Origin of the sequence: Comamonas aquatilis (assembly GCF_965139575.1) — a bacterium.
Classification (GTDB): Bacteria; Pseudomonadota; Gammaproteobacteria; order Burkholderiales; family Burkholderiaceae_C; genus Comamonas; species Comamonas aquatilis.
Genome location: NZ_CBCSIW010000002.1, coordinates 373,766 through 395,392, shown reverse-complemented (window position 1 = coordinate 395,392; position 21,627 = coordinate 373,766). Strand labels below are relative to the sequence as shown.

The following is a 21,627-nucleotide window of genomic DNA, read 5'->3' as shown; positions in this document are numbered from 1 at the left end:
TGACGAGTCGGCACAAGCTGCCGCTGCAAACTGTGTAGCTCCCCCCGCTCTTGCGATCGCCGTGACCACCACCCCAACACCTGCCATCGCCGCTGGCGACTACAGTGCATCGCCCCAGTTTGTCCAGGGCCGCTTTCACAATCTGCAGCCCCGCCCGGCCAACTCGCCCAAGATCGGTGCGCGGCTGTACTGGGATTTTTTCTTCAACAAGCCCGCCAATTCCGAGCCCGCACAGCCCTTGCCCGTGCTGCCGCTCAACCGCTTGTTGCTGCTGCAGGCACCCGAACGCAGCCTGTACCGGCTGGGTCACTCCACCTTGCTGATGAAGCTGCGCGGCGGCTGGTGGCTGACGGACCCAGTGTTTGCCCAGCGCGCCTCGCCGCTGTCTTTCATAGGGCCCAAACGCTTTCATGCGCCGCCGATTGCGCTGGCCGATTTACCCAGAATTCGCGGCGTCATCCTCTCGCACGACCATTACGACCATCTGGACCGTGACGCCGTTCTGGCGCTTGCGCCCCAGGTGGAAGTCTTTCTGTGCACCCTGGGTGTGGGCGACAGGCTGGTCGCCTGGGGCATTCCCGCCGCCAAGGTGCAGCAGTACGACTGGTGGCAGGGCACGCACATAGACGGCCTGCGCTTCACGGCCACGCCCGCCCAGCATTTTTCGGGCCGCAGCCTCAGGGACGGCAACCGCACGCTCTGGGCCTCCTGGGTGATTGAAGACCTGAGCAGCGCGCGCGGACTGCGTGTTTTCTTCAGCGGCGACAGCGGCTACTTTGACGGTTTTGCCGAAATCGGCCGCCGCTTCGGCCCCTTCGATCTCACGCTGATGGAAACCGGTGCCTACAACGCGCACTGGCCTTATGTGCACATGCTGCCCGAGCAAACCGTGCAAGCCCATACCGACCTACAAGGCCGTTGGTTGCTGCCCATACACAACGGCACTTTCAATCTGTCCATGCATGCCTGGTGGGATCCGTTCGAGCGCGTGCATGCGCTGGCCAAATAGCGGCAGCTGCAGCTGACCACGCCCATGATGGGCGAGCGCATCGACCTGGATGCACCCCACCCCGGCTCCCTGTGGTGGCGCGACTGTGCCGATGTGCGCCAGGCTATCCAGCGCTAAGCCGTTCTCGCCCCAGCAACAAGCCCAGCCGCACTGAACGCGGTCTGGGCTTTTTTGCATGGGCACTTCGGCCAACGCCCGCAAATTGCGCATTCCTAGGGATAACCAGCAGGCAGGTTGATACATATCAAGCACCACATTGGTGCAGCTCAATATAGTCAAAAGCACATGAAAAGCTTTTATTTAAAACTTTTTCATGCATAAAAATAGCCGACCCCGGCTGTGCTCGACGATGAAAGCAAGAGCCATGCAGCTTCCCCAACCTCCATCCTCCCATTGCAGCTGCGACTGCAGCAGCCAAAGCGATAACGACTGCAATCGCACTTCAGCAGCCGAGGCAGGCGCCCTGCCTCAAGGCGTGCCCTCCTCTGCCAAGCGGGGCTTTCTGCAGGATCTGATTGCCGTGGCCGCCAGCTTTGGCCTGGCGGGTGCGGCCAAAGCCGTCACCCCTGGCAGCGCCAGCTTTCAGCCCCCACGCCGCCCCGGCATGGAAGGCAAGCGCTTTGGCATGCTGGTCGATATGCGCAAATGCATTGGCTGCCAGGCCTGCACGGTGAGCTGCTCGGTAGAGAACCAGCCGCCCATAGGTCAGTTCCGCACCACGGTGCTGCAGTACGAAGTCGACCAAGCCGGCAGCAGCGCACCGGCCATGGTCAGCATGCCGCGCCTGTGCAACCACTGTGACGAGCCGCCCTGCGTGCCGGTCTGCCCGGTGCAGGCCACGTTTCAGCGCAGCGACGGCATCGTGCTGGTGGACAACGAGCGCTGCGTGGGCTGCGGCTACTGCGTGCAAGCCTGCCCTTACGACGCGCGCTTTATCAACCACGAGACGCAGACGGCCGACAAATGCACCTTCTGCGAGCACCGGCTTGAAGCCGGGCTGCTGCCCGCCTGTGTGGAAAGCTGCGTGGGCGGAGCGCGGGTGATTGGCGATCTGAACGACGCGCACAGCGAGATCAACCAGCGAATTGCAGCGCACAAGGATGAGATCAAGGTGCTCAAGCCCGGCATGAAAACCAAGCCCCATGTGTTTTATATCGGCCTGCCCGATGAATTCGTCAATGGCGTCGATGGTCAGGCGACCGTCCGCCTGGTGGCCGAGCACCTCTAAAGGAGTCCCAGCATGCAAATCATTGAACTCCTGACCCCTGCCTACGAAGCCGCCTGGCTGCCCTGGGCCGTGCAGTATTTCTTTCTGGTCGGCATTGCCACCGGCGCGGCGCTGCTGACCTCGGCCTGCGTCTTTGGCCCCGGACACGGGGCACAAGTCGGCCTGCGCCAGCGCCTGCTGCCCACGGCCGTGCTGCTGCTGGCCGTGAGCGCGGCCTCTGCGCCCGTGGCCTTGTTGGCCGACCTGCACCAGCCCGCACGCTTTTGGCATTTTTACGCCCATCTCACACCTTGGTCGTGGATGAGCCTGGGCGCGGTGCTGATGCCGGTGTTCGTGCTGCTCAGTCTGCTGATGTGCGCGCTGTGGTGGCTGGGCCAGGCCCGCTGGATGCGCTGGCTGGCACCGCTGCTGATCGTCTCCACGCTCAGCATCGTGGTCTACACCGGCGCGGAAGTCATGGCTGTGCGTTCGCGCCCGCTGTGGAACACGCTGTGGGTGCCCATCAACCTGGCGCTCAGCGGCTGGTTGGCCACGGTAGGCATGGGCTTTGTGCTGTATCGCTTTCTGCCCCGCCCCCTGCAACCCGATGCCCAGGCACTGCAAGCCCTGCGCAATCTGGGTCTGTGGCTGGCCACCGGCCTGGTGATTTCCGCACTGACCTGGGCCCTGGCTGGCATCGCCGGCCACAGCCCCTCGTTTGACATGGCCGTGCGCCTGTTCCGGGAATTTCCCGTCTGGCGCCTATCCATGCTGGGCTCGGCGCTGTTTGGTGCAGCCGTGGTCGGGGCGCTGCTGCGCGGCGAGCGTCGTCTGCACGCCAAGGGCTACACCCTGGTACTTGGTGCTGGCTTAGCCGCATCGGCCTGGGCCTTCCGCTGGGCCTTGTTCATGGGCGTGCAAGGCGTGCCCAAGTTTGGCGCGGGGCTGTATCTGTACCACATGCCGCTGGGCGGCGACGGACTGCTGGGCATGGTCGGCGTGGCAGGCCTGTGCGTGGCGCTGGTGACCCTGGCGACCTGGGCGCTGGAGCTGTTCCCCCAACGCCAGGCCACGGCCTGAAGCATTTTTTCAAGCCAAATCGGCCTGTACCGCATAACAGAAGAACGGCAGCAGCTATCAAATTAAAAGCATCGCTGCCGTGCACCAGCCCAGAAGGGGCACACCATGACTGACAAGAAACCCACCCCCGAACAATCTCACGATGACGCAGTATCCGACGCCAATGTTGCACGCCGCCGCCTGCTGCTGCGCGGCGGCGCCGTGGCCGGCGGCCTGGCCGCCTTTGCCGCCGGCTATGGCGAAACCGTGGTCAAAGGCGCCAAGGGGCTGATCACCGGCACATCGGGCAAAGCCACGGCCAGCGCCACGCGCGGCAATTCGCTGACGCCGGAATTCCGTATCGACCCGGTCACCGGCAAATTGACGACCCAGCCCGGCCAAGTGGTCAGCCCCTCGTCCTGCCTGGGCTGCTGGACCCAGTGCGGCGTGCGGGTGCGCGTCGATAGCGAACACAACCAGATCATCCGCATTGCCGGCAACCCCTACCACCCACTGGCCACCACCCATCCCGCGCCCATGGAAACACCGGTGCGCGAGGTCTATGCCATGCTGGGCGGCGACAACGGTCTGGAAGGCCGCGCCACCAGCTGCGCCCGTGGCTCGGCCATGCTGGAGCACCAGAAAGCGGCGCACCGCGTGCTTCAGCCCTTGAAGCGCGTGGGCCCGCGCGGCTCGGGTCAATGGCAGACCATCACGCTGGAGCAGCTGGTGCAGGAAATCTGCGCCGGCGGCAATCTGTTTGGCGAAGGCCATGTGGACGGTCTGGCCTCCATCCGCGATCTTGAAACGCTGATCGACCCAAACAACCCCGAATACGGCCCCAAGGCCAATCAGCTGCTGTTCACCGAAGCGGCCAACGAAGGCCGCACCCCCCTGGTCAACCGCTTTGCCAAGCAGGCGTTCGGCACCATCAATGTGTCCAACCACGGCTCGTACTGCGGCCAGACCTACCGCGTGGGCACGGGCGCGGCACTGGGCGATATGGCGGGCATGCCCCATGGCAAGCCGGACTGGAAGAACTCGCGCTTTGGCCTGTTCATTGGTACCTCGCCCGCGCAATCAGGCAACCCGTTTCAACGCGTGGGCCGCGAACTGGCCGAAGCCCGCTCGCGCAGCGAGAACACCTACCAATACGTGGTCGTCTCGCCCATGCTGCCCACCTCGTCCAGCCATGCAGCCGGCGACAACAACCGCTGGCTGCCCGTCAAACCCGGCAGCGACCTGGCGCTGGCCATGGGTCTGATTCGCTGGATTATCGACAACCAGCGCTACGACGCGCAGTTCCTGAGCCAGCCCGGCCCCGCCGCCATGGCCGCCGTGGGCGAAGCCAGCTGGAGCAACGCCACGCATTTGCTGATCAACGAGCCCAAGCACCCCCGCTACGGCCAGTTTCTGCGCGGCGCCGATATCGGCTTACCCCTTCCAGAGCCGGTGGATGAAAAAACGCCTGCCGAAGATGTGTATCTGGTGCAACTGGCCGACGGTAGTCTGGTCGCCCATACCGTGAGCCAGAGCGCCGAGCTGCTGGTGGAGCGTGAGTTCAGGCCCATCAAGGCCGCCGACGCTACCGAGGAACCTGCCCCCGTTGCCATCTGCACCGCTTTTGCAAAGCTGCGCACGGAGGCGCAGCACAAGACGCTGGAGGAATACGCCGCTCTGTGCGGCGTGCCGCTCAAGGAGATCGAGGAGCTGGCGCGTGAATTCACCAGCCATGGCAAACAGGCCGTGGCCAATTCGCACGGCGGCACCATGAATGGCTCGGGCTTTTACACCGCCTACGCAATTGCCATGCTCAACAACCTGATCGGCAACCTCAATGTGCGTGGCGGCTGGGTGATGGATGCCGGGCCGTTTGGCCCGTTCGGCCCCGGCCCGCGCTACAACTTTGCGCAGTTCCAAGGCGCGGTCAAACCCACGGGCGTGGCGCTGTCGCGCAGCAAGTTCCCGTATGAGAAGACCAGCGAATTCAAGCGCAAGAAGGAAGCCGGCCAGAACCCCTACCCGGCCAAGGCGCCCTGGTACCCCGCCACCGGCGGACTGTCTAGCGAAATGCTAGCCGCCGGCATGCTGGGCTATCCCTATCCGGTCAAGGCCTGGATCAACCACATGAGCAACCCGATCTATGCCGTCTGCGGCTTCGAGAACGCACTGGCGGCCTCGGTCAAGGATGTGAAAAAGCTGCCGCTGTTTGTCTCGGTCGATCCCTTCATCAACGAAACCTCGGCCCTGGCCGACTACATCGTGCCCGATACCGTCACGTATGAGAGCTGGGGCATTGGCGCGCCCTGGGCCGACGTGGTGGCCAAGAGCAGCACAGTGCGCTGGCCTACCGTGCAAGCCGTCACCGCCAAAACGGCCGACGGCCAGCCCATCAGCTTTGAAACCTTTATTTTTGCCGTGGCCAAGCAATTGAAGCTGCCCGGCTTTGGCAAGAACGCCATGTCCACCAAGGACGGCGAGCCGCTGGACCTGGAAAATGCCGAAGATTTTTACCTGCGCGGCATCTGCAATATCGCCTACCAGGCCGGCAAGCCCGTGGCCGAAGCCAGCGATGACGATATAGAAATCACCGGCCTGAAAAAGTGGATGCCATCGGTCGAGGCCCGCGTCAAACCCGAGGAGGTGCGCCGCGTGGCCATGGTCATGAGCCGCGGCGGCCGCTTTGACCACCAGGAAGACGCCTGGAAGGGCGACCAGCTCAAGCTGCAAGCCAAGTTTCCCGCCACCTTCTGGCACGAGGGCCTGTCCAAAATGCGCCACTCCATGACCGGAGAGCGCTATAGCGGTTGTCCCACCTGGTACCCCACGCGCCTAGCCAGCGGCGCGGACATGCGCGCCGTGTTCAGCGAGCAGGACTGGCCGCTGACCATGACCAGCTACAAGTCCAACCTGATGAGCAGCATGTCGATTGCCGCCTCGCGCCTGCGCCAGGTGCACCCGCACAACCCCGTCAGTCTGAACAAGCTGGACGCCGAAAAACTGGGCATCGCCAACGGCGACCATATCGAGCTCAGCACACCCGGCGGCAAACTGCAAGCCGTAGCGCTAGTGCGCGCCGGTATTGCGCCGGGTGCTATCGCTATTGAGCATGGCTATGGGCATAAGCAGCTGGGCACCGTAGCCCACCAGGTTGACGGCAAACCCACCGCAGCCAACCCGCAGCATGGCAATGGCGTCAACCTCAATGCACTGGGCTTTGCCGACCCGACCCGGCCGGAAAAGGACAATGTCTGGATTGACTGGGTGTCGGGGGCGGTGGTGCGGCAAGGTCTGCCCGTCAAAGTGCGCAAAGCCTAGAATCGGCGCGCATGACCTGGGGGCTTAACACCCCCGCGCCCGCCTTCATCAGCCTCGCCCGCCCCGGCGGGGCAGTTTTAAGGCGTGGGCCACCATCAAGCGATGCATATGACTGAGAAACACTGGTCCCGGATCGAGATGCTGCACGAGACCGTGCGCAACCCCAACATCCACCTCAAAGGCCGGCACAGCTATTACAGCGATGCCTGGAGCGGCTCGTTTGAGCAGTCCGTGGTTCGCTACCTCTACGGCGACGACTACAGCCGGCAGCACTGGCAATCACAGTGGGAGGTGGACCCGCTCCATATCGGCGACTATGTCTGCATAGGCGCAGAGGCCGTGATTTTGATGGGCGGCAACAACACCCATAGAGCCGACTGGTTCAGCCTCTACCCTTTTGCCGACAACATCCTGGCCTCCTACCAGGCCAAAGGCCCTACCCGCATCGGCGACGGTGCCTGGATCGGCATGCGGGCCATGCTCATGCCCGGCATCACGATTGGCGAAGGTGCGGTGATCGCGGCTGGCGCCGTTGTCACCCGCGACGTGGCGCCCTATAGCGTGGTGGGCGGCAACCCGGCCCAGCACATCAAATCGCGCTTCAGCGACGATGTGATCGCCCGGTTGTTGGCGCTGAAAATCTATGACTGGCCCGAGGCCGCATTCCAGCGTCTGCAGCCCCTGCTATGCGCTTGCGATATCGCCGCGCTGGAGGCGGCGGCCAGGGATGTTCATTTAATCTGATAGCTGAAAGCGCAGACTGGTCTTGGGCTTTAACCGGATTACGTCCGGAAAAACTGGTCCAACGCCTGGCCGAGCTGAGGCTTACCGCAGCTGGGCGCGATAGCGTTTGAGCTCGGCCTGCAGCCAGCTGCTGGCAGGCTCGGCAGCCTTGCCGGCACAGCGCACCTCATAGGCTTTGTGGCTGATGCTGCTCTCGGTGGCGGCGCGGGCAATGAAGTCCTCTGCCGACTGCAGCAAGTCTTTTTTCACCAGGTAGTCGTATTTTTTCTGCAGATGATCGCGCGCCTGCACCGAGCTATGCCAGCTGCCGTTGCGCTGGAACTCACAGCCCGAGTTCTTCAGATAGGCCTGCAAATGCGCAATTTCCTGCTGGGCCTGGGCCGAGGGAGCTGCCGCCAGCGCCAGTTGTGCCGTGCCGGCGGCCAGAGACAGGGCAAAGCCCGAGACCACCTTGGCGATATTCAGTTGGGTCATCCTGCTTCCTTGCGACTGACAGTCGTGAGATTGACTGCGCTCATGCTAGCAAAGCCAGGACGACGGCAAGCAGTCCCGGCGACAAGATCAGAACTGGTTCAGCATTTCGTCAAATGTCTCTCTGGCAAAGTCATTGCGCCAGGCCTCGTTCTTGTCTTTGGGCACCATGCTCAGCGGAAACACCCCGCGATAGCTGACGCTGACAGGCGCGGCATACGCCGCTTGCAGCGCCTGCAGCTCGCTGCGGCTCTTGGCAACATCGGCGTTGCTACGCACCAAGCGCTGAATGGCGGCCGCCCAAGTTTCCTGGGTTTTGACCAGCGAGCACTCAAAAGCCACTTGAGCCGTCAACACGCCATTGCTGGCCATCGTGGGTGGCTCGGACGACAAGGCCTTGCACTCGGACTTCTGCCTGGCTTGCTGCACAGTGCTCATCAGGCTTTCCAGCGGCGCTTTCATCTCCTCTCGCATGGCTTGCGGAAACAGCTTCACCGCGATTTCCGTTATTTCGCCGGGGAAGGCCTTGTCCGCCGCCTGCAGCGCTGCCAGGTCGGCATAGTCGGCACTGCGGCCGGAGCGCAAACGGTCGGGACGCAGATAGTCGTTCAACTGACGAATGGCTTGCTCATCATGGTTGACCAGGGTCTTGATATACAAGTCAGCCGCGGGAATCGGGGACGGCGGCTCGGCCGCCTGCGCTGCGACGGCCAAAGGCAGTGCCAGAAAAGCGACGGCTTGGTGAATCGTTGGATGCATCTTTTGGGTGGGATAACAAGGAGTGAACGCATTCGCTGCGGTATGACGGCAGGCTATGTGCTCTATGAGAAAGGGCGCAAGCAGGGAGCGCCAAAAGAGGAGAGTGCGCAAAGTGCTGCTCAGGCATTGGGCAGACCTAAGCGGCTGGGCAAGCCATCTTAGGTCGACTTTCTGCGTACGTTCGCTTCGCCACGGGCAAACCTGCGTGACGCAATTGAGTCTGTGGTGCGCCAAAATCACGGCCCAGCAAGTTGCTCCGTTCAAGCACATTGCCGCAAGCAGAGCACAAACCGCCGGCCACAGCGCAGACACATGGGCGGATATGGGAGCGAAAGGTCTGCGAGCATTGTGGTGAAATACGCTGCTTGCGCTTATGCATCAAGCCCAAGCAGCTATCAAAAATGAAGTCCCCGTACAAATCGCCATAAAGCAGCATTCATGCGGAGACCTCGGCCACCTGGCCTGTATCAGCAGCGTCAGTTCCTCGTCTTGTAGACGGTTCTGCCTTCAACAATGGTTTCCAGCACCTCGATATCTTTGATCTTCATGGAATCGACAGAGACAGGGTCTGCAGAGAGCACTACCAGATCGGCGAATTTGCCAACCTCGATGGAGCCACGCTCTTTTTCCTCGAAGTTCTGGTGGGCGGCGTTGATGGTGATGCCACGCAACGCCTCCATGACGGACACACGCTGATCTGCGCCGATGACGGCACCGCTGGTGGAGACGCGATTGACGGCGGCCCACAGCATGAGCATGGGATCCATGGGCACCACGGGCGTGTCGGCATGCAGGGTGAAGGGAATACCGCGATTGAGCGCAGACTTCACCGGGCTGATGCGCGTGCCGCGATCGGGACCCAGGAAGATGTCGCGATGGCGGTCGCCCCAGTAATAGGTGTGCAGTTCAAAGAACGAGGGAATCACACCCAACTCTTTCATCTCGTCGAGCTGGTCTTCGCGCGCCATCTGCGAATGAATGATGACATTGCGTGCATCAGCGCGCGGATGGGCCTCATGGGCCTTGCGGTAGGCGTAGAGCACATCGGCAATGGCCTGATCTCCGTTGGCGTGAATGAACATCTGGACACCGGCTTTTTGCGCATCGATGGCACGTGCGACCAAGGCTTCACGACTCGATCGAGGGTAGCCCGCATAGTCCGCATCGTCGTCGTGCGGGGTGTGATAGGGATGACTTAGATAGCCGGTATAGCCCTGAATGGAGCCATCATGAAAGTCCTTGATGCCGCCGACCTTGACCTTGCCGCTGGTGAGCGCAATCGCTTTCGATCCGGTCAGCGCACTCAGTCCCATGGGCCAGGCCACGACGCGCACAGGCAGACGGCCGCTTTGGGCAGCCTTCTCCAGGGCCTCTACACCTGCGGGGCCAGTGGCTCCATCATTGGCAGTCGTCACTCCTTTGGAGGCATACATTTTCGCCGCAGCGGCCAGGCCTTCCTGCTGTTGTGCTGCGGTAAACGCCGGTTTGAATTTGCTGACCAATTGGGCTGCGGTTTCGGCCAGATAACCCGTGGGTTCACCCTTACCGTCCTTGCCGATGACACCGCCTTCTGGATTGGGTGTGGCAGCAGTAATGCCCGCCAGCTTTAAAGCAGCCGTATTGGCGACGGACATATGGCCGGAAATATGGGTCACAAAAACCGGCTGAGTGGTGGAGACCCTGTCCAGATCTTCACGGGTAGGATGGCGCTTTTCAGATAAGAGCGTGTCGTCATAACCAAAGCCTGTCAGCCAAGCATCAGTGCCCAGCTCTGACTGCTTTGTTTTTAAAAGACTGATTATTTCCTCGATTGATTTGATTGCACCAATGGGTGGGCTATTCAAGTCTGCTTCAAATTTTAAATTCATGCCAGTCATGGAAAAATGACTGTGTGCATCATAAATACCAGGAATCATGGTTTTACCGGCCAGATCTATGACCTGGGTATCCTTGCCGATATATCTACTCACCGCTCTGTCACTCCCTGCCGCCACGACCATGCGATCTCTCACCGCAACGGCCTGAGCCACCTGCCCGTCTTTGTTGACGGTCAATATATTCCCATTTTTATAAACCAGCTGAGCATAACCATCGGAAGGTGCATCATCGCCATTGCAGGCGACCAAACCGGTTATGGCCGTAACGGCAAACGCGCCATATATCAGTATATTTTTCGATATTATTTTCTTCATCCCCACCCCCTATTCAAATACGTTATTGAATGCCGAAAAGGCATATTTTTTTAACATTCATATAAATTTCTCCATAGAGCCAAGGTGCATGTTTTGATAAGTCCAAGCATGATTCACGTCTTTAAAAACCAAAAGAAACAAAATCAGTGGTTTCCACCAATACAAAATCTAGTAAATCTCTTAGAACAAAATAAAAAACATCAAAAATAGAAAATCAAATGTGTCCTGGCAACAAAAGCAGGCTTTTCGCAAGGCGCACTACGTAAACTGCGCTCACCTTTTTTACAGCCGGCGACGACGTTTCAAGGCTAGGCTTACGGCCTCTTGAACTCTTCAAAGTCCAAATGCATAAAGTGTTCGCCGCGCTGGCCCTGCCTTTGATCCTGATTGCCGCCCCGCTCTCTAGCTGGGCTGGCGATGACTACCATCACCGTCACGAAGGCAAGCAGGAGTTCTGGGAAGGCCCTTGCAAGGTGGAGCGTGAGTGGAAGAACGATGGCGAGTACAAGGAGCAGCGCGAATGCAAGGGTGTGCGGCCGCATGACCGCCACCACGATCACCAGGAAAAGTTTCGTGACGGCCGCTGCAAGGTGGAGCGCGAATGGAAAAAAGACGGTGAATACAAGGAAAAGCGCGAGTGCAAGGGTCAGCCCGAACACTACCGCCAGCCGCGCGCCATGTATGTGCCGCAGCTGCCTGCGCATGCACAGCCGCGCCAGGCCGATGCTTTGCTGATTCACTCGCAGATTCAGCTGCGCTGAAAGGCGCTTGCTGCCTACGCCCCACTTTCACGATGAAATTAGCTGCTAGCGCTTATGCATCAAGCGCCAACAGCTATCGATTTCATTGCATTTGGATACCTGAATCAGATATCAGACCGCAGGTTTTTCTCATCCTCTGCATAAACCGGCAGCGAGTCCAGTGAGTTGGATGGCAGGCACTTGAAGTTCCGTAGCTGCAGCAAAGAGGCGATGAAGCCTTGTATTTGACTGAACCCCAAAGGGAGCCTGAGGCCGGCTCCGGCTCGATGCATCCAAGGATGCAAAAGCTTGATTTGTCCTTGAAAAGCTGGAGCGGGCGAAGGGAATCGAACCCTCATCTTGAGTATGGGAAACTCAGGTCCTGCCATTGAACGACGCCCGCATGGTCTGGCACTGCTGCCGGTGGCAGCCAATCACGGCCGCGGCCGTGAGCCAAGCAGTCATCGTACCGCAAGCCCGCTAGCGGTCTGGTAAGAAACCGGGCTGACAAGCCTTGTGCCGCCTCTCAACAGACCGGAAGTTTCCCTGGCATTCAGGGCAAGCCGGGCGCTGCCTGCCGTTGCGTTATTAGGGGCACTGAAGCATGTAGACCTTTGCCATAAATCACACAGGTAGAATTGTTCAAGATCAAACACCAAGCTTGCGGCTTGGCCCATGCCTGTCCTGGCAACTGCCCATGCCTGACAGCCCCGGCGCCAAGCCGCCGTTTTTTGCCCGTCCCGTTCAGATAAAAAAGCCAGCAGCCTTTGCTGCGGCCCATGTTCCACGCCATGCCCTGTCGCTTTTGCGAAAAATCACAGCCTCTCTTGCCCATGCCCAAGCAATGGACAGCTTGCATTGCGCAGACCGGCTCGCACACCCTGGCTGAGGCAGTGCAATGACCCATAGCGCCCTCTACGATCTGGCACCGATGCTGGAGCTGATGGCTCTGGGCCTGGGTCTGGCGCTGGGGCCGCTGGCCTGGGTATGGTGGCGCAATCGCGGCACCGGCTCAGGCAAGCGCCTGCAGGCGCTGTGCACTCTGACCCTGTTTCTGACCTTTGACCTGGTGCTGTTCGGTGCCTTCACGCGCCTGACCGATTCCGGCCTAGGCTGCCCCGACTGGCCGGGCTGCTACGGCACATCCAGCCCGATTGCAGCCAGCGCGCAGATTGCACAGGCGCAGGCCGCCATGCCTACGGGCCCGGTCACGCATGGCAAGGCCTGGGTGGAGATGATTCACCGCTATCTGGCCACCACCGTGGGCGTGCTCATCATCGCCATGACCGTCATGGCATGGCGGCGTGCACGCCAACTGGGCAGGCAAGCCAGCACAGGCGCCCTGAGTCCCTGGTGGCCGACGGCGGCCCTGGTCTGGGTCTGCATACAAGGCGCTTTTGGCGCGCTGACTGTAACCATGAAGCTGTTCCCGGCCATCGTCACCCTGCATTTGCTGGGCGGCACGGGCTTGCTGGCTTTGCTGTGCATTCCGGCTGCAGCCATGAGTCTGGCGGCACGCCAGCAGGCGCCGGCGCTGATCTCCAGAGGTTTGCGCCTTGGCCTGTGGTCAGCGCTGGCCATTGTGGTGATGCAGGTGGCACTGGGCGGCTGGGTCAGTACCAATTATGCTGTGCTGGCCTGTACCAGCTTTCCCACCTGCCAGGGCAGCTGGTGGCCGGCCATGAATTTTGAACAGGCGCTGCAGATCTGGCGTCCCCTGGGCTTTCTGGCCGATGGCAGCAGCATCGCATTCGAAGCGCTGACCGCCATCCACTACCTGCACCGCCTGGCGGCCTATGTGGTGGTGGGCGTGCTGGCGGCACTGTGGTGGCGTCTACGCCTGGTGCCGGCGCTGGCGCTGCAGCGGCGTCTGCTCGGCGGTTTTCTGATTTTGCAGGTGGCAACCGGCTTGTCCAACGTGGTGTTGGACTGGCCTTTGGTTGCCGCCGTGCTGCACACCGGTGGTGCTGCAGCTCTGGTAACGATTGTGGTCTGGTGCCTGACGGTGACCCGTGCGACGCAATATGCGTCCCAAGCGCCAAGCCCCACGACTGGTGCAGCCCGTTGAAGGCGGCGCACACAAATTGAGAGTGTTTGCATGAGTGCTAGTGATATTTCCCTGACAGAGAGCAGTTCCTCACGCGTGAGCCAGTTTTACGCGCTGACCAAGCCACGCGTGGTGCAACTGATCGTTTTCTGCGCGCTGATTGGCATGGTGCTGGCCGTACCCGGCTGGCCCTCGGCCTCCCAGTGGCTTTACATGGGCGTGGCCTGTATAGGCATCTGGCTGGTGGCCGCTGCGGCTGCGGCCTTCAACTGCCTGGTGGAGCGCCATATCGATGCCAAGATGAAGCGCACCTCCTGGCGCCCTACCGCGCGCGGCGAGCTCTCCAGCCAGCAGGCCCTGGCCTTTTCGGCCATTCTCTGCATGGTGGGTGCAACGATTCTCTGGATCTTCACCAATGCGCTGACCATGTGGCTGACGCTGGCCACCTTTGTGGGCTATGCCGTGATCTACACCGTGGTGCTCAAGCCTGCCACGCCGCAAAACATCGTGATTGGCGGCGCATCCGGCGCCATGCCTCCCGTGCTGGGCTGGGCCGCCATGACGGGCAATGTGGGCCCCGAAGCCCTGATTCTGTTTCTGATCATCTTCCTCTGGACGCCGCCCCATTTCTGGGCTCTGGCTCTGTACCGCGTGGAAGACTATCGCCAGTCCGGCCTGCCCATGCTGCCCGTCACCCACGGCAGCAAGTACACGCGGCTGCAGATTCTGCTCTACACCTTTGTGCTGTTTGCCGCCTGCCTGCTGCCCTTCATCTACGGCATGAGCTCGTGGCTGTATCTGGTGACGGCCATCATCCTGGGCGCCGGCTTTTGCGGTTACGCGATTGCCCTGTACCGCAATTACTCGGATGAGCTGTCGCGCAAGACCTTCCGCTTCTCGCTGATTCACCTGAGCCTGCTGTTTCTGGCTCTGCTGATCGATCACTACATCTGGCTGGGCTGAGCCTGCAGGGGGCTGAGCCTGCAGGGGGCCGACCCGCATGGAATGAATGGAGCCCCATGTCGCATCGCGTCCCTGAAGAAATTTTACAGCTGGCCCGCCAGGGCGAAAAAGTCCGCGCCATTGCCTTGCTGCGCGAGCAAAACGGCCTGGGTCTGGCCCAGGCCAAGCAGTTGTTGGAAGAGCGGCTGGAAGATGCCCAAGGCAAGCCGAACCCTGCAAGGCATCAGCGCTTCACACCTGAGGATGTGATGACGGCCATCGATGCGGCCCTGGCTAGCGGCGAGAAACTGCAGGCCATCAAACTGCTGTGCGACAGCACGGGCATCGGCCTGCTGGAGGCCAAGCAGCGCATAGAACAGCGCATGGGTATAGCCCCAACCCATGCAGACCGCGACCAGTCACCGGGTGAAGTGACGCGCAGCAGCGGCTGGCCTTTTTTGGCACTCTTGCTGGCAGCAGCTGCGACCGCCGTTCTCTGGTATTACTTCAGCAAGCCTTAAATCAGCCCAAGCCTCATCAGAAAATAGGCTGGACGCTCACTTTTCAGGAGTACCAGTCACAGTTACCGACGTAGCTTTCTGCCAACCACCACCCAGAGCCTGATACAGCTGCACCGCGTTTTCCAGCTGCGATTGGCGCAGGCGTATCACCTCCTGCTGCACGGCAAACAGATTGCGCTGTGCGTCCAGTTCCTCCAGATAGCTGGCATAGCCTGCCTCGTAGCGGTCTTTGGCAAAACCCAGAGTGCGTTGCAGCACCGCCTCGCGCTGCCTGGCGCTGGCCCACTGGGTTTGCAGATATTGGCAGCTCACCAGGGCCAGTTGTACATCGCCCAAAGCCTTGATGACCGTGCCGCGATAAGCGTACGCGGCTTGATCGCGCTGGGCATTGGCCGCATCGAACTGGCCTTGCAGACGCCCGCCGCTGAACAACGGTGCCAGAATGCTGCCGCCCAGGCCCCAGACGGTGGCCGGGTGGTAATCCAGCGCATTGATCAGCAAGCTACCCAGATTGGCACTCAGGCTTACCTGGGGCAAAAATGCGGCGCGCTGCGCGGCCAGCTGCTTGTCGCTAGCGGCCAGCTGCAACTGGGCCCGGGCAATATCCGGGCGGCGCTCCAGCAACTCGGACGGCAAGCCCAGCGCCGGCAGCGCAGGCACTGCCAGCGCCTCCAAGTCGCCCTGCGGCTGCGTGGCAGCGCGGCCTGGCAATGTCTCGCCCATCAGCTTTTGCGCGGACGCATCGCCGATGCCGCCCGCCAGCTGCAACAAGGCTAGACGTTGGCGCTCCAACGCCAAAGTCAGCTGCTCTATGGACTGCCTGACGCTTTCCAGCTCAGCCAGCGCCTGGCTTTGCTGCAGCTGCGAGATATAGCCTACCCGCACCTGGTCGGTGAGCAGGCGCACCGCTGCCTCGCGCGACTGCAGCGTGCTTTGGGCCACGCTCAGCTGCGACTGCAGCGAGCGCAAGCCTATATAGGCCTGGGCCGTGGTGGCGGCTACCGCCAGCTGCACGGCATCGCCATCGGCCTGGCTGGCTTGCAAGCGCAAATCAGCCGCGCTGCGCAAATCGCCCAAACGGTTCCAGACATCCAGCTCCCAGCTGGCCTGCAGCCCGGGCTGAAGGCTGCGGGTCTGCGTCAAGCCGCGCGCGCCCAGGCTGCGACCGCTAGACAGAGGCAAGGCCGCCGATACCTGGGGCAGCGCCGCAGCACCCGCCAGCTCCAGATTGGCCCTGGCCTCATCCACCCTGGCCATGGCAGTCAGCACATCATTGCTTTGCTCCAGAGCCAGACCGACCCAGGCGTTGAGCCCTGCATCGCCAAAAGCCTGCCACCAGGCCGACTGAAGCTGAGCCTGGTTTTGAGCCGCTGACGCGGCCTGCTCCCACTGCGCCGGCACGGCCGGCTGGGCACTGGCTGGCACCTGGCTGATGCGAGGCAGGGAACAAGCACTCAGCACCAGGGCCAAGGCCGCGCAGGCAAACGGCTTGAGTGTCCAGGCCATCGTGGCCCGGCGGTTCAGCATGGGCTGTTTCATGGCTTGGCCTTCTGGTCTGCAGGCTCAGAATTCAAAGGAAAATCGGCATCTACCCCTTTATCTGATTGCGCCTTTAGCTCCTGTTTTTGAGGATTACTCAGCTTTTGCGCCGTATCCAGGCGCACCATGACCGACATGCCGGGCCGCACCCGGGCGGCCAGTTCCTGGCCTTCGTCGATGGAAATCTTCACCGGCAGGCGCTGAACCACCTTGGTGAAGTTACCGGTGGCGTTATCGGCCTTGAGCACGCTGAATTCCGAGCCCGTGGCCGGCGCTATTTCCACCACATGGCCTTTGAGGCGGGCACCGCCCAGCGCATCCACGCCAAAAGTCACGGCCTGGCCGATCTGCACATGGGCGGTCTGTGTTTCCTTGAAATTCGCCACCACCCAGAACGTGGGCGGCACCACATACACCAGTTGAGTTCCGGCCGCCACATACTGGCCTTTGCGTATCGAGACTTCGCTGACCTGCCCATCGCTGGGCGCATGCACGGTGGTGTTGTCCAGATTGATCTTTGCCTGTTGCAGCTGGGCTTCGGCCATCTGGACCTGGGCCTTGAGCGCATCTCGATTGACCGTGGTGGCCTTGATCTTTTCGCTATTGATTTCAATATCGGCCTGAGCCTTGGCCACATTGCTGAGCGCCAGACGCGCCGTGGCGCGCACCTTGTCGCGCTCGTTCAAGGAGACCGAGCCGCGCTCGGCCAGCTCCTGCACGCGTTTGAGTTCGGCCTGAGCACGCTCGGCCTCGGCCTGCACTGCCGCCAAACCGGCGCGGCTGGCAGAGAGGGTGGCGCGGTTCTGGGCCTGGGTCTGGTCGGCATTGGCCAGCTGGGCATTGGCGTTGGCCAGCTGCGCCTGGGCCTGGGCCAGCGAGGCTTCATAGCTACGTCTATCAATATGCACCAGAGGCTGGCCGGCCTTGACCTGTTCGTAGTCCTTGACCAGCACCTCGGTCACATAACCGTTGACCTGGGGCGCAAGAATGGTGACGGCGCCGCGCACATAAGCGTTGTCGGTACTGATCACCGAGCTGTTGAAAGGCCAGAGATTCCAGGCCCGCAGCACCAGCAAGATGCCCGCCAGCGCCACCACCAGCATGATGAGCACGCTGCGGGTGGAGGGTTTGATCTTCTTGGGCGTGCTCGGCAGTGCGGCCGATGCCGAGGAGGATGCAGAGCCTGTTGCTGATGATGCCGCCGGTGTTGCCGCAGGAGCGGCGGTGTTGGATGGTTTTTCGCTCATACCCGGAATCTTTGTGTGTTGTGTGTCTTCAATCAGGCTTGCGCGCAGGCTTGGCCTGGGCATCTTGCTTGCTGTCTGGTTCGGCCGCAGTTGGCAGCGCGGTCTGGCTGGCCTGTTCCTGTGCTGCTTTTTCCTTCGCCGCCTGCCCTATGCCGGCTTCCAGACGCTCTTTCAGCGCCAGCGCCGGCTCGTTATCCTGTAGCGGGTCGCTGCTGGCCAGCACCGCCGCTTCCTGCAACTGCGCAGCCTGGGCGGCTTGCGAAAGCTCCAGGGCCTGCTCGCCTTCAATCACCAGGGTCTGGCCCGGCACCTGGGCGTAGCCAGCCAAATCGTCGCCGCGGGCATCTGTCTGGCTTTCCTCTACCACCACGGTAAACCTGGGCTGACCGCCTGCTGCAGCCTGGGGCTGGGCTTCGTTCACCGCGATTTGGCTACGGTCTGCGGCCTGGGAGGACAGCGAGGAAGCTCTTTGCGGTGCTCCATCCGTTGCTGCCGCTGCCGCGCCCTGGTTGCCGCTTTGCCAGGTCAGGGCCCGCACCAGTGCCGCAGCCTTGCGCAGGCGCTCGACCACGCCCAGCAGCCACAGCAGATAGGCCACAGCAATGGCGGCCGTCAGCGCAAATACATCGTTATAGGCACGCACATTGGCTTCGCGCCGCACGATTTGCGACAGCTGCAGCAGGCCTTGGTTGGCGCGCATGGCTAGGTCTGGCGTGACCCGGCCATAGATCTGGTTCTGAATCTTGAGCCGTTCGGCCACCACGGGGTCGGTGGGATCGAGTTGGGCCACCAGGGCCACGGAGTACACCTGCTCGCGGTGCAACTGGTAGGTGCTGAGTAAGGCCGAACCCATCAGCCCGCCCATGGCCTGCGTCATGGAGATGGTGACAATGGCCGTGAGCATATGGTTGGGCCCGTATTTCAGCCCCTGGATCACGCCCGTCAACATCAGCGGGCCCATGAAGATACCCGCGCCTATGGCCAGCAAAAACTGGCTCAGAAAGAAGTCCGAAGGTCTATCGAGGCTGGTGCGGTGCAGATCCAGAAACGCGGCCACGGCAAACAGGGAAATCGCTGCCAGGATTTGCTTGCCCAGATGCGGCAGTCCAAAAGTAGTAGCAGAAACCGTAATACCAGCAAGCGTTCCAACCAATATCACCCAGAACAGCGGCTTCATCTGGTCGGGCGTCATACCCAGGGTGCGCAGCAGGCCCACCATGCCGTAGGTCTGCTCGGTGGTCAGAAAACGCAGCAAGATCGCCCCCACCACAAAGCGTATCGTGGGCGCTTGCGTGAACCAGCGAGTGTGCAGCATGGGATTGCGGCGGTGGTGCTCTATATACAGTGCCGTACTCAGCAGCACGATGGAGCCCACCAGCATCCAGGCCAGCCAGGGAGTATCCAGCCACCAGTGGCTGTAGCCTTGCACCAGCACGGCGATCAACAGACCCAGACCCGGCACCATGAGGGCCATGGTGAGGAAATCGAGCTTTTCGAAAGTCTTGATGAACACGCCTGGCGGCAGCTTGAGCACCACCACGGCAGCAAAGGACAGCAGCGCCAGCCCGGCCTCGAACATATAGAGGTTGTGCCAGTCGCTGTTGTAGAGCAGGCCTGGCGATAGCACCCAGGCCAGGGGCGCGGCGAGTTGCCCCACACCCACGCCAATCACCAGCATCTTGAGCACATAGGTGCGCGGCGCGGCCTGCAGCATGTACAGCGTGCCCAATGAGGAGCAAGTGGCAGCGGCCAGGCCGCTGGCGGCGCGCAACAGAATCAGGCTGTCATAACCGCCCAGCAGCAGATGCAGCACGCACAAAGCGGCGTAGACACCCAGGCCGATTTCGGCAAACAGACGCATGCCGAACTGTTGGCGAAATTTGTAGACCAGCAAATTGGCAGTCACATTGAACATGACGTAAGCGCCGGAGAGCCAAGCGGCCTCGGTCACCGTCAGCCCCATCTGTCCCTGGATGGTGGGTAGATTGGCCGTGAACAAGGCATTGCCCAAGCCCCCGGTCAGAGCAATTAGCACGGCAATCAGGCCATAGCAGACACGCACCCAAGGTTTGTGAAAAGGCATGGCCGGCGAGCCCGGGAGACTGGGTTTTTCATGCTCTTCCCAGTCTGGCGGACGCCGCAGATAAATCATGGGCGCCTGGGGCGGTGCGCCGCCAGCTGCAGCGGAGGCAGCGCTGGTTGCAGCAGTGGCTGCAGCGGTTTGGCTCATAGCTTCAGGCCTTGATGCCTTCCAAAATGATCTGCAGAGCGCGGCGCGCCAGAGCCTTGCGTTGCTGTGCGGTTTCGCCGCGCAGCGACCCGCCCAGCATGCCAAGCACCAGCCCCAGGTCTTTTTGCGACAGCATGTGCTTGCACAGTCCGCTGGCAACCGCACGCTGCATCGGCTCCTCAAAAGCATGCCAAAGCTGCTGGCGCGCATTGGCAAGGATTTCGTCGCCCCTGTCCACCGCACGCCAATAGTCGACCATGGGGGCAGAAATCGCAATCCGATCCGCCACCATCTCCAGCAGCTTGAAAAACGCCTGCTCGTCGTCACGCAAGGCATGGGCTGCGGCCAGCGTCTTGTTCAGCGAGCGCTCCAGCAGCGCCAGCGTGATAGCCCGCCGGTCGGGGAACTGGCGATACAGCGTGGCCCGCCCCACCTGGGCCCGCTCCACAATCATGTCCAGCGGAGCCGTCACTCCGTACTCGGCAAACACGGCATCCGCCGCATCCAGCAACTGGGTACGGCGCTCTTCGGCAGGGGGGCGTTTGGAACACATGTGAAGCATTATCGGACAAAACTGTCCGATTCAATGCCAGAGAAGCAGCCGCCCTGCTGCAGTCAGGGTCGGCGGCTGAAATTCAGGGGCTTGGCAGTGGCGCCAGACTGCGACGACTTTCGAACGCGCGCCGCTCGCCGGTCAAGGGATCGTCAAACGCCAAGCTGCGCGCCAGCAATTGCAAAGGGTTTGAGTAATCACCGGGCTCGGGATCGTTGACCACGGGATATAGCGGATCGCCCTTGAGCGCCAGGCCCAGCGCAGCCATATGCACGCGCAACTGGTGGCGCTTGCCCGAGACAGGCGAGAGCCGGTAGCGCGCCCAGCGCGCGTTGTGCTCGATGATTTCCATCCAGGTCTGGCTGTTGGGCTCGCCCGCCACCTCGTGCATGCGAAAAAATTGCCCGCTCTCTTCCAGGCGGCTGACATGCTCGCGCGGAAAGTCGAGCCCGGCTCTGAACGGCGCCACGGCCTCATAAGTCTTGTGAATCGCCCGATCGCGAAACAGCGCCTGATAAGCCCCGCGCGTGGCGCGCTGTACTGAAAACACCACCAGCCCCGCCGTATCGCGGTCTATGCGATGTATGGGCGACAGCTCCTCCAGCCCGAACTCGCGCTTGAGGCGCACCAGCAAAGTGTTCTGCAGATACTGGCCGGCCGGTACGACCGGCAGAAAATGCGGCTTGTCGGCCACCAGCAGCTGCTCATCGCGGTAAACGACTTCGGCCGCAAACGATATCTCTGGCTCCTCGTCCAGCGAGCGGTAATAGTAGTAGCGCCTTCCCGGCTGCAGCTGCGTTTGCGCCGTGGCCACCTCGCCCAGTTCACTGACCACCTCACCCGTCTCGATGCGGCCCAGCCAGCGTGCTCGCCCCACATCGGGCAGGCGTTCGCACAGAAAATCCAGCAGCAAGCCCGCACCCTGGCTGGGCGCCACCACGCAGCTGGGGCTGACGCCGTCGCGCAGCGGCAAGACTTTGGGATTGTGGGTGTTATGCATGGCTCGCAATTTTAGGGCGGCCATGAGGCGCCATTCGCATGGCTTCGTC

General features: G+C 61.6%; 16 protein-coding genes, 1 tRNA gene and 1 pseudogene. 9 read left to right on the top strand and 9 right to left on the bottom strand.

What is annotated here, in order from left to right:
• Positions 1 to 85 precede the first annotated feature (85 nt).
• The 5 genes and pseudogenes from ACNAZA_RS04755 (at position 86) to ACNAZA_RS04735 (ending at position 7,337) form a co-directional block, all read left to right on the top strand.
• Positions 86 to 1,126: pseudogene (locus ACNAZA_RS04755) on the top strand (MBL fold metallo-hydrolase).
• 247 nt (positions 1,127 to 1,373) lie between these two features.
• The gene (gene dsrO, locus ACNAZA_RS04750) at positions 1,374 to 2,237 is read left to right on the top strand and encodes a sulfate reduction electron transfer complex DsrMKJOP subunit DsrO (RefSeq protein ID WP_415795296.1); all 864 of its coding nucleotides are present in this window, start codon (positions 1,374 to 1,376) and stop codon (positions 2,235 to 2,237) included.
• Positions 2,238 to 2,249: 12 nt separating this feature from the next.
• The gene (gene nrfD / locus ACNAZA_RS04745; RefSeq protein ID WP_415795295.1) at positions 2,250 to 3,296 is read left to right on the top strand and encodes an NrfD/PsrC family molybdoenzyme membrane anchor subunit; all 1,047 of its coding nucleotides are present in this window, start codon (positions 2,250 to 2,252) and stop codon (positions 3,294 to 3,296) included.
• 105 nt (positions 3,297 to 3,401) lie between these two features.
• Complete coding sequence (locus tag ACNAZA_RS04740; RefSeq protein WP_415795294.1) at positions 3,402 to 6,593, top strand: tetrathionate reductase subunit A; 3,192 nt, start codon at positions 3,402 to 3,404, stop codon at positions 6,591 to 6,593.
• Positions 6,594 to 6,701: 108 nt separating this feature from the next.
• Positions 6,702 to 7,337 (top strand): CatB-related O-acetyltransferase, encoded by a 636-nt coding sequence (locus ACNAZA_RS04735; RefSeq protein ID WP_415795293.1) that lies wholly within the window; start codon positions 6,702 to 6,704, stop codon positions 7,335 to 7,337.
• A gap of 81 nt (positions 7,338 to 7,418) precedes the next feature.
• On the opposite strand, the gene ACNAZA_RS04730 is transcribed toward ACNAZA_RS04735, so the two are convergent.
• The 3 genes from ACNAZA_RS04730 to ACNAZA_RS04720 form a co-directional block, all read right to left on the bottom strand.
• Positions 7,419 to 7,811, bottom strand: a complete 393-nt coding sequence (locus tag ACNAZA_RS04730) for a YfeK family protein (protein WP_415795292.1) — start codon at positions 7,809 to 7,811, stop codon at positions 7,419 to 7,421.
• Positions 7,812 to 7,898: 87 nt separating this feature from the next.
• Positions 7,899 to 8,567, bottom strand: a complete 669-nt coding sequence (locus ACNAZA_RS04725) for a hypothetical protein (RefSeq protein WP_415795291.1) — start codon at positions 8,565 to 8,567, stop codon at positions 7,899 to 7,901.
• Between the two features lie 476 nt (positions 8,568 to 9,043).
• Complete coding sequence (locus ACNAZA_RS04720) at positions 9,044 to 10,759, bottom strand: amidohydrolase (protein ID WP_415795290.1); 1,716 nt, start codon at positions 10,757 to 10,759, stop codon at positions 9,044 to 9,046.
• A gap of 344 nt (positions 10,760 to 11,103) precedes the next feature.
• Here ACNAZA_RS04720 and ACNAZA_RS04715 point away from each other — a divergent pair, with 344 nt between their 5' ends.
• Positions 11,104 to 11,520: a hypothetical protein gene (locus tag ACNAZA_RS04715; protein WP_415795288.1), complete on the top strand. Its 417-nt coding sequence runs from the start codon at positions 11,104 to 11,106 to the stop codon at positions 11,518 to 11,520.
• A 308-nt stretch (positions 11,521 to 11,828) separates the two neighbouring features.
• Here ACNAZA_RS04715 and ACNAZA_RS04710 read toward each other — a convergent pair.
• A tRNA-Gly gene (locus ACNAZA_RS04710) sits at positions 11,829 to 11,902 on the bottom strand.
• 495 nt (positions 11,903 to 12,397) lie between these two features.
• Between ACNAZA_RS04710 and ACNAZA_RS04705 the strand changes: the two genes are divergently transcribed.
• Genes ACNAZA_RS04705 through ACNAZA_RS04695 form a run of 3 tightly spaced genes read left to right on the top strand, consistent with a single transcriptional unit; the run spans position 12,398 to position 15,009 of the window.
• Positions 12,398 to 13,567: a COX15/CtaA family protein gene (locus tag ACNAZA_RS04705; RefSeq protein ID WP_415795287.1), complete on the top strand. Its 1,170-nt coding sequence runs from the start codon at positions 12,398 to 12,400 to the stop codon at positions 13,565 to 13,567.
• A 30-nt stretch (positions 13,568 to 13,597) separates the two neighbouring features.
• Positions 13,598 to 14,509 carry a heme o synthase gene (cyoE, locus tag ACNAZA_RS04700; RefSeq protein WP_415795286.1) on the top strand — a complete coding sequence of 304 codons (912 nt, stop codon included), beginning with the start codon at positions 13,598 to 13,600 and terminating at the stop codon, positions 14,507 to 14,509.
• Between the two features lie 56 nt (positions 14,510 to 14,565).
• Complete coding sequence (locus ACNAZA_RS04695) at positions 14,566 to 15,009, top strand: hypothetical protein (RefSeq protein ID WP_415795285.1); 444 nt, start codon at positions 14,566 to 14,568, stop codon at positions 15,007 to 15,009.
• A 36-nt stretch (positions 15,010 to 15,045) separates the two neighbouring features.
• Here the strand turns inward: ACNAZA_RS04695 and ACNAZA_RS04690 are convergent, their stop codons facing one another.
• From ACNAZA_RS04690 to ACNAZA_RS04670, 5 genes are all read right to left on the bottom strand, one after another.
• On the bottom strand, positions 15,046 to 16,515 hold the full coding sequence (locus ACNAZA_RS04690) for an efflux transporter outer membrane subunit (RefSeq protein WP_415795357.1): 1,470 nt from the start codon (positions 16,513 to 16,515) through the stop codon (positions 15,046 to 15,048).
• Positions 16,516 to 16,544: 29 nt separating this feature from the next.
• Positions 16,545 to 17,795, bottom strand: coding sequence for an HlyD family secretion protein (locus tag ACNAZA_RS04685; protein WP_415795284.1), 1,251 nt, complete (start codon positions 17,793 to 17,795; stop codon positions 16,545 to 16,547).
• A 28-nt stretch (positions 17,796 to 17,823) separates the two neighbouring features.
• The gene (locus ACNAZA_RS04680; RefSeq protein ID WP_415795283.1) at positions 17,824 to 20,025 is read right to left on the bottom strand and encodes an MFS transporter; all 2,202 of its coding nucleotides are present in this window, start codon (positions 20,023 to 20,025) and stop codon (positions 17,824 to 17,826) included.
• A gap of 4 nt (positions 20,026 to 20,029) precedes the next feature.
• On the bottom strand, positions 20,030 to 20,578 hold the full coding sequence (locus ACNAZA_RS04675; RefSeq protein WP_415795282.1) for a TetR/AcrR family transcriptional regulator: 549 nt from the start codon (positions 20,576 to 20,578) through the stop codon (positions 20,030 to 20,032).
• An 82-nt stretch (positions 20,579 to 20,660) separates the two neighbouring features.
• On the bottom strand, positions 20,661 to 21,578 hold the full coding sequence (locus ACNAZA_RS04670; RefSeq protein ID WP_415795281.1) for a pseudouridine synthase: 918 nt from the start codon (positions 21,576 to 21,578) through the stop codon (positions 20,661 to 20,663).
• Between the last annotated feature and the right edge of the window lie 49 nt (positions 21,579 to 21,627).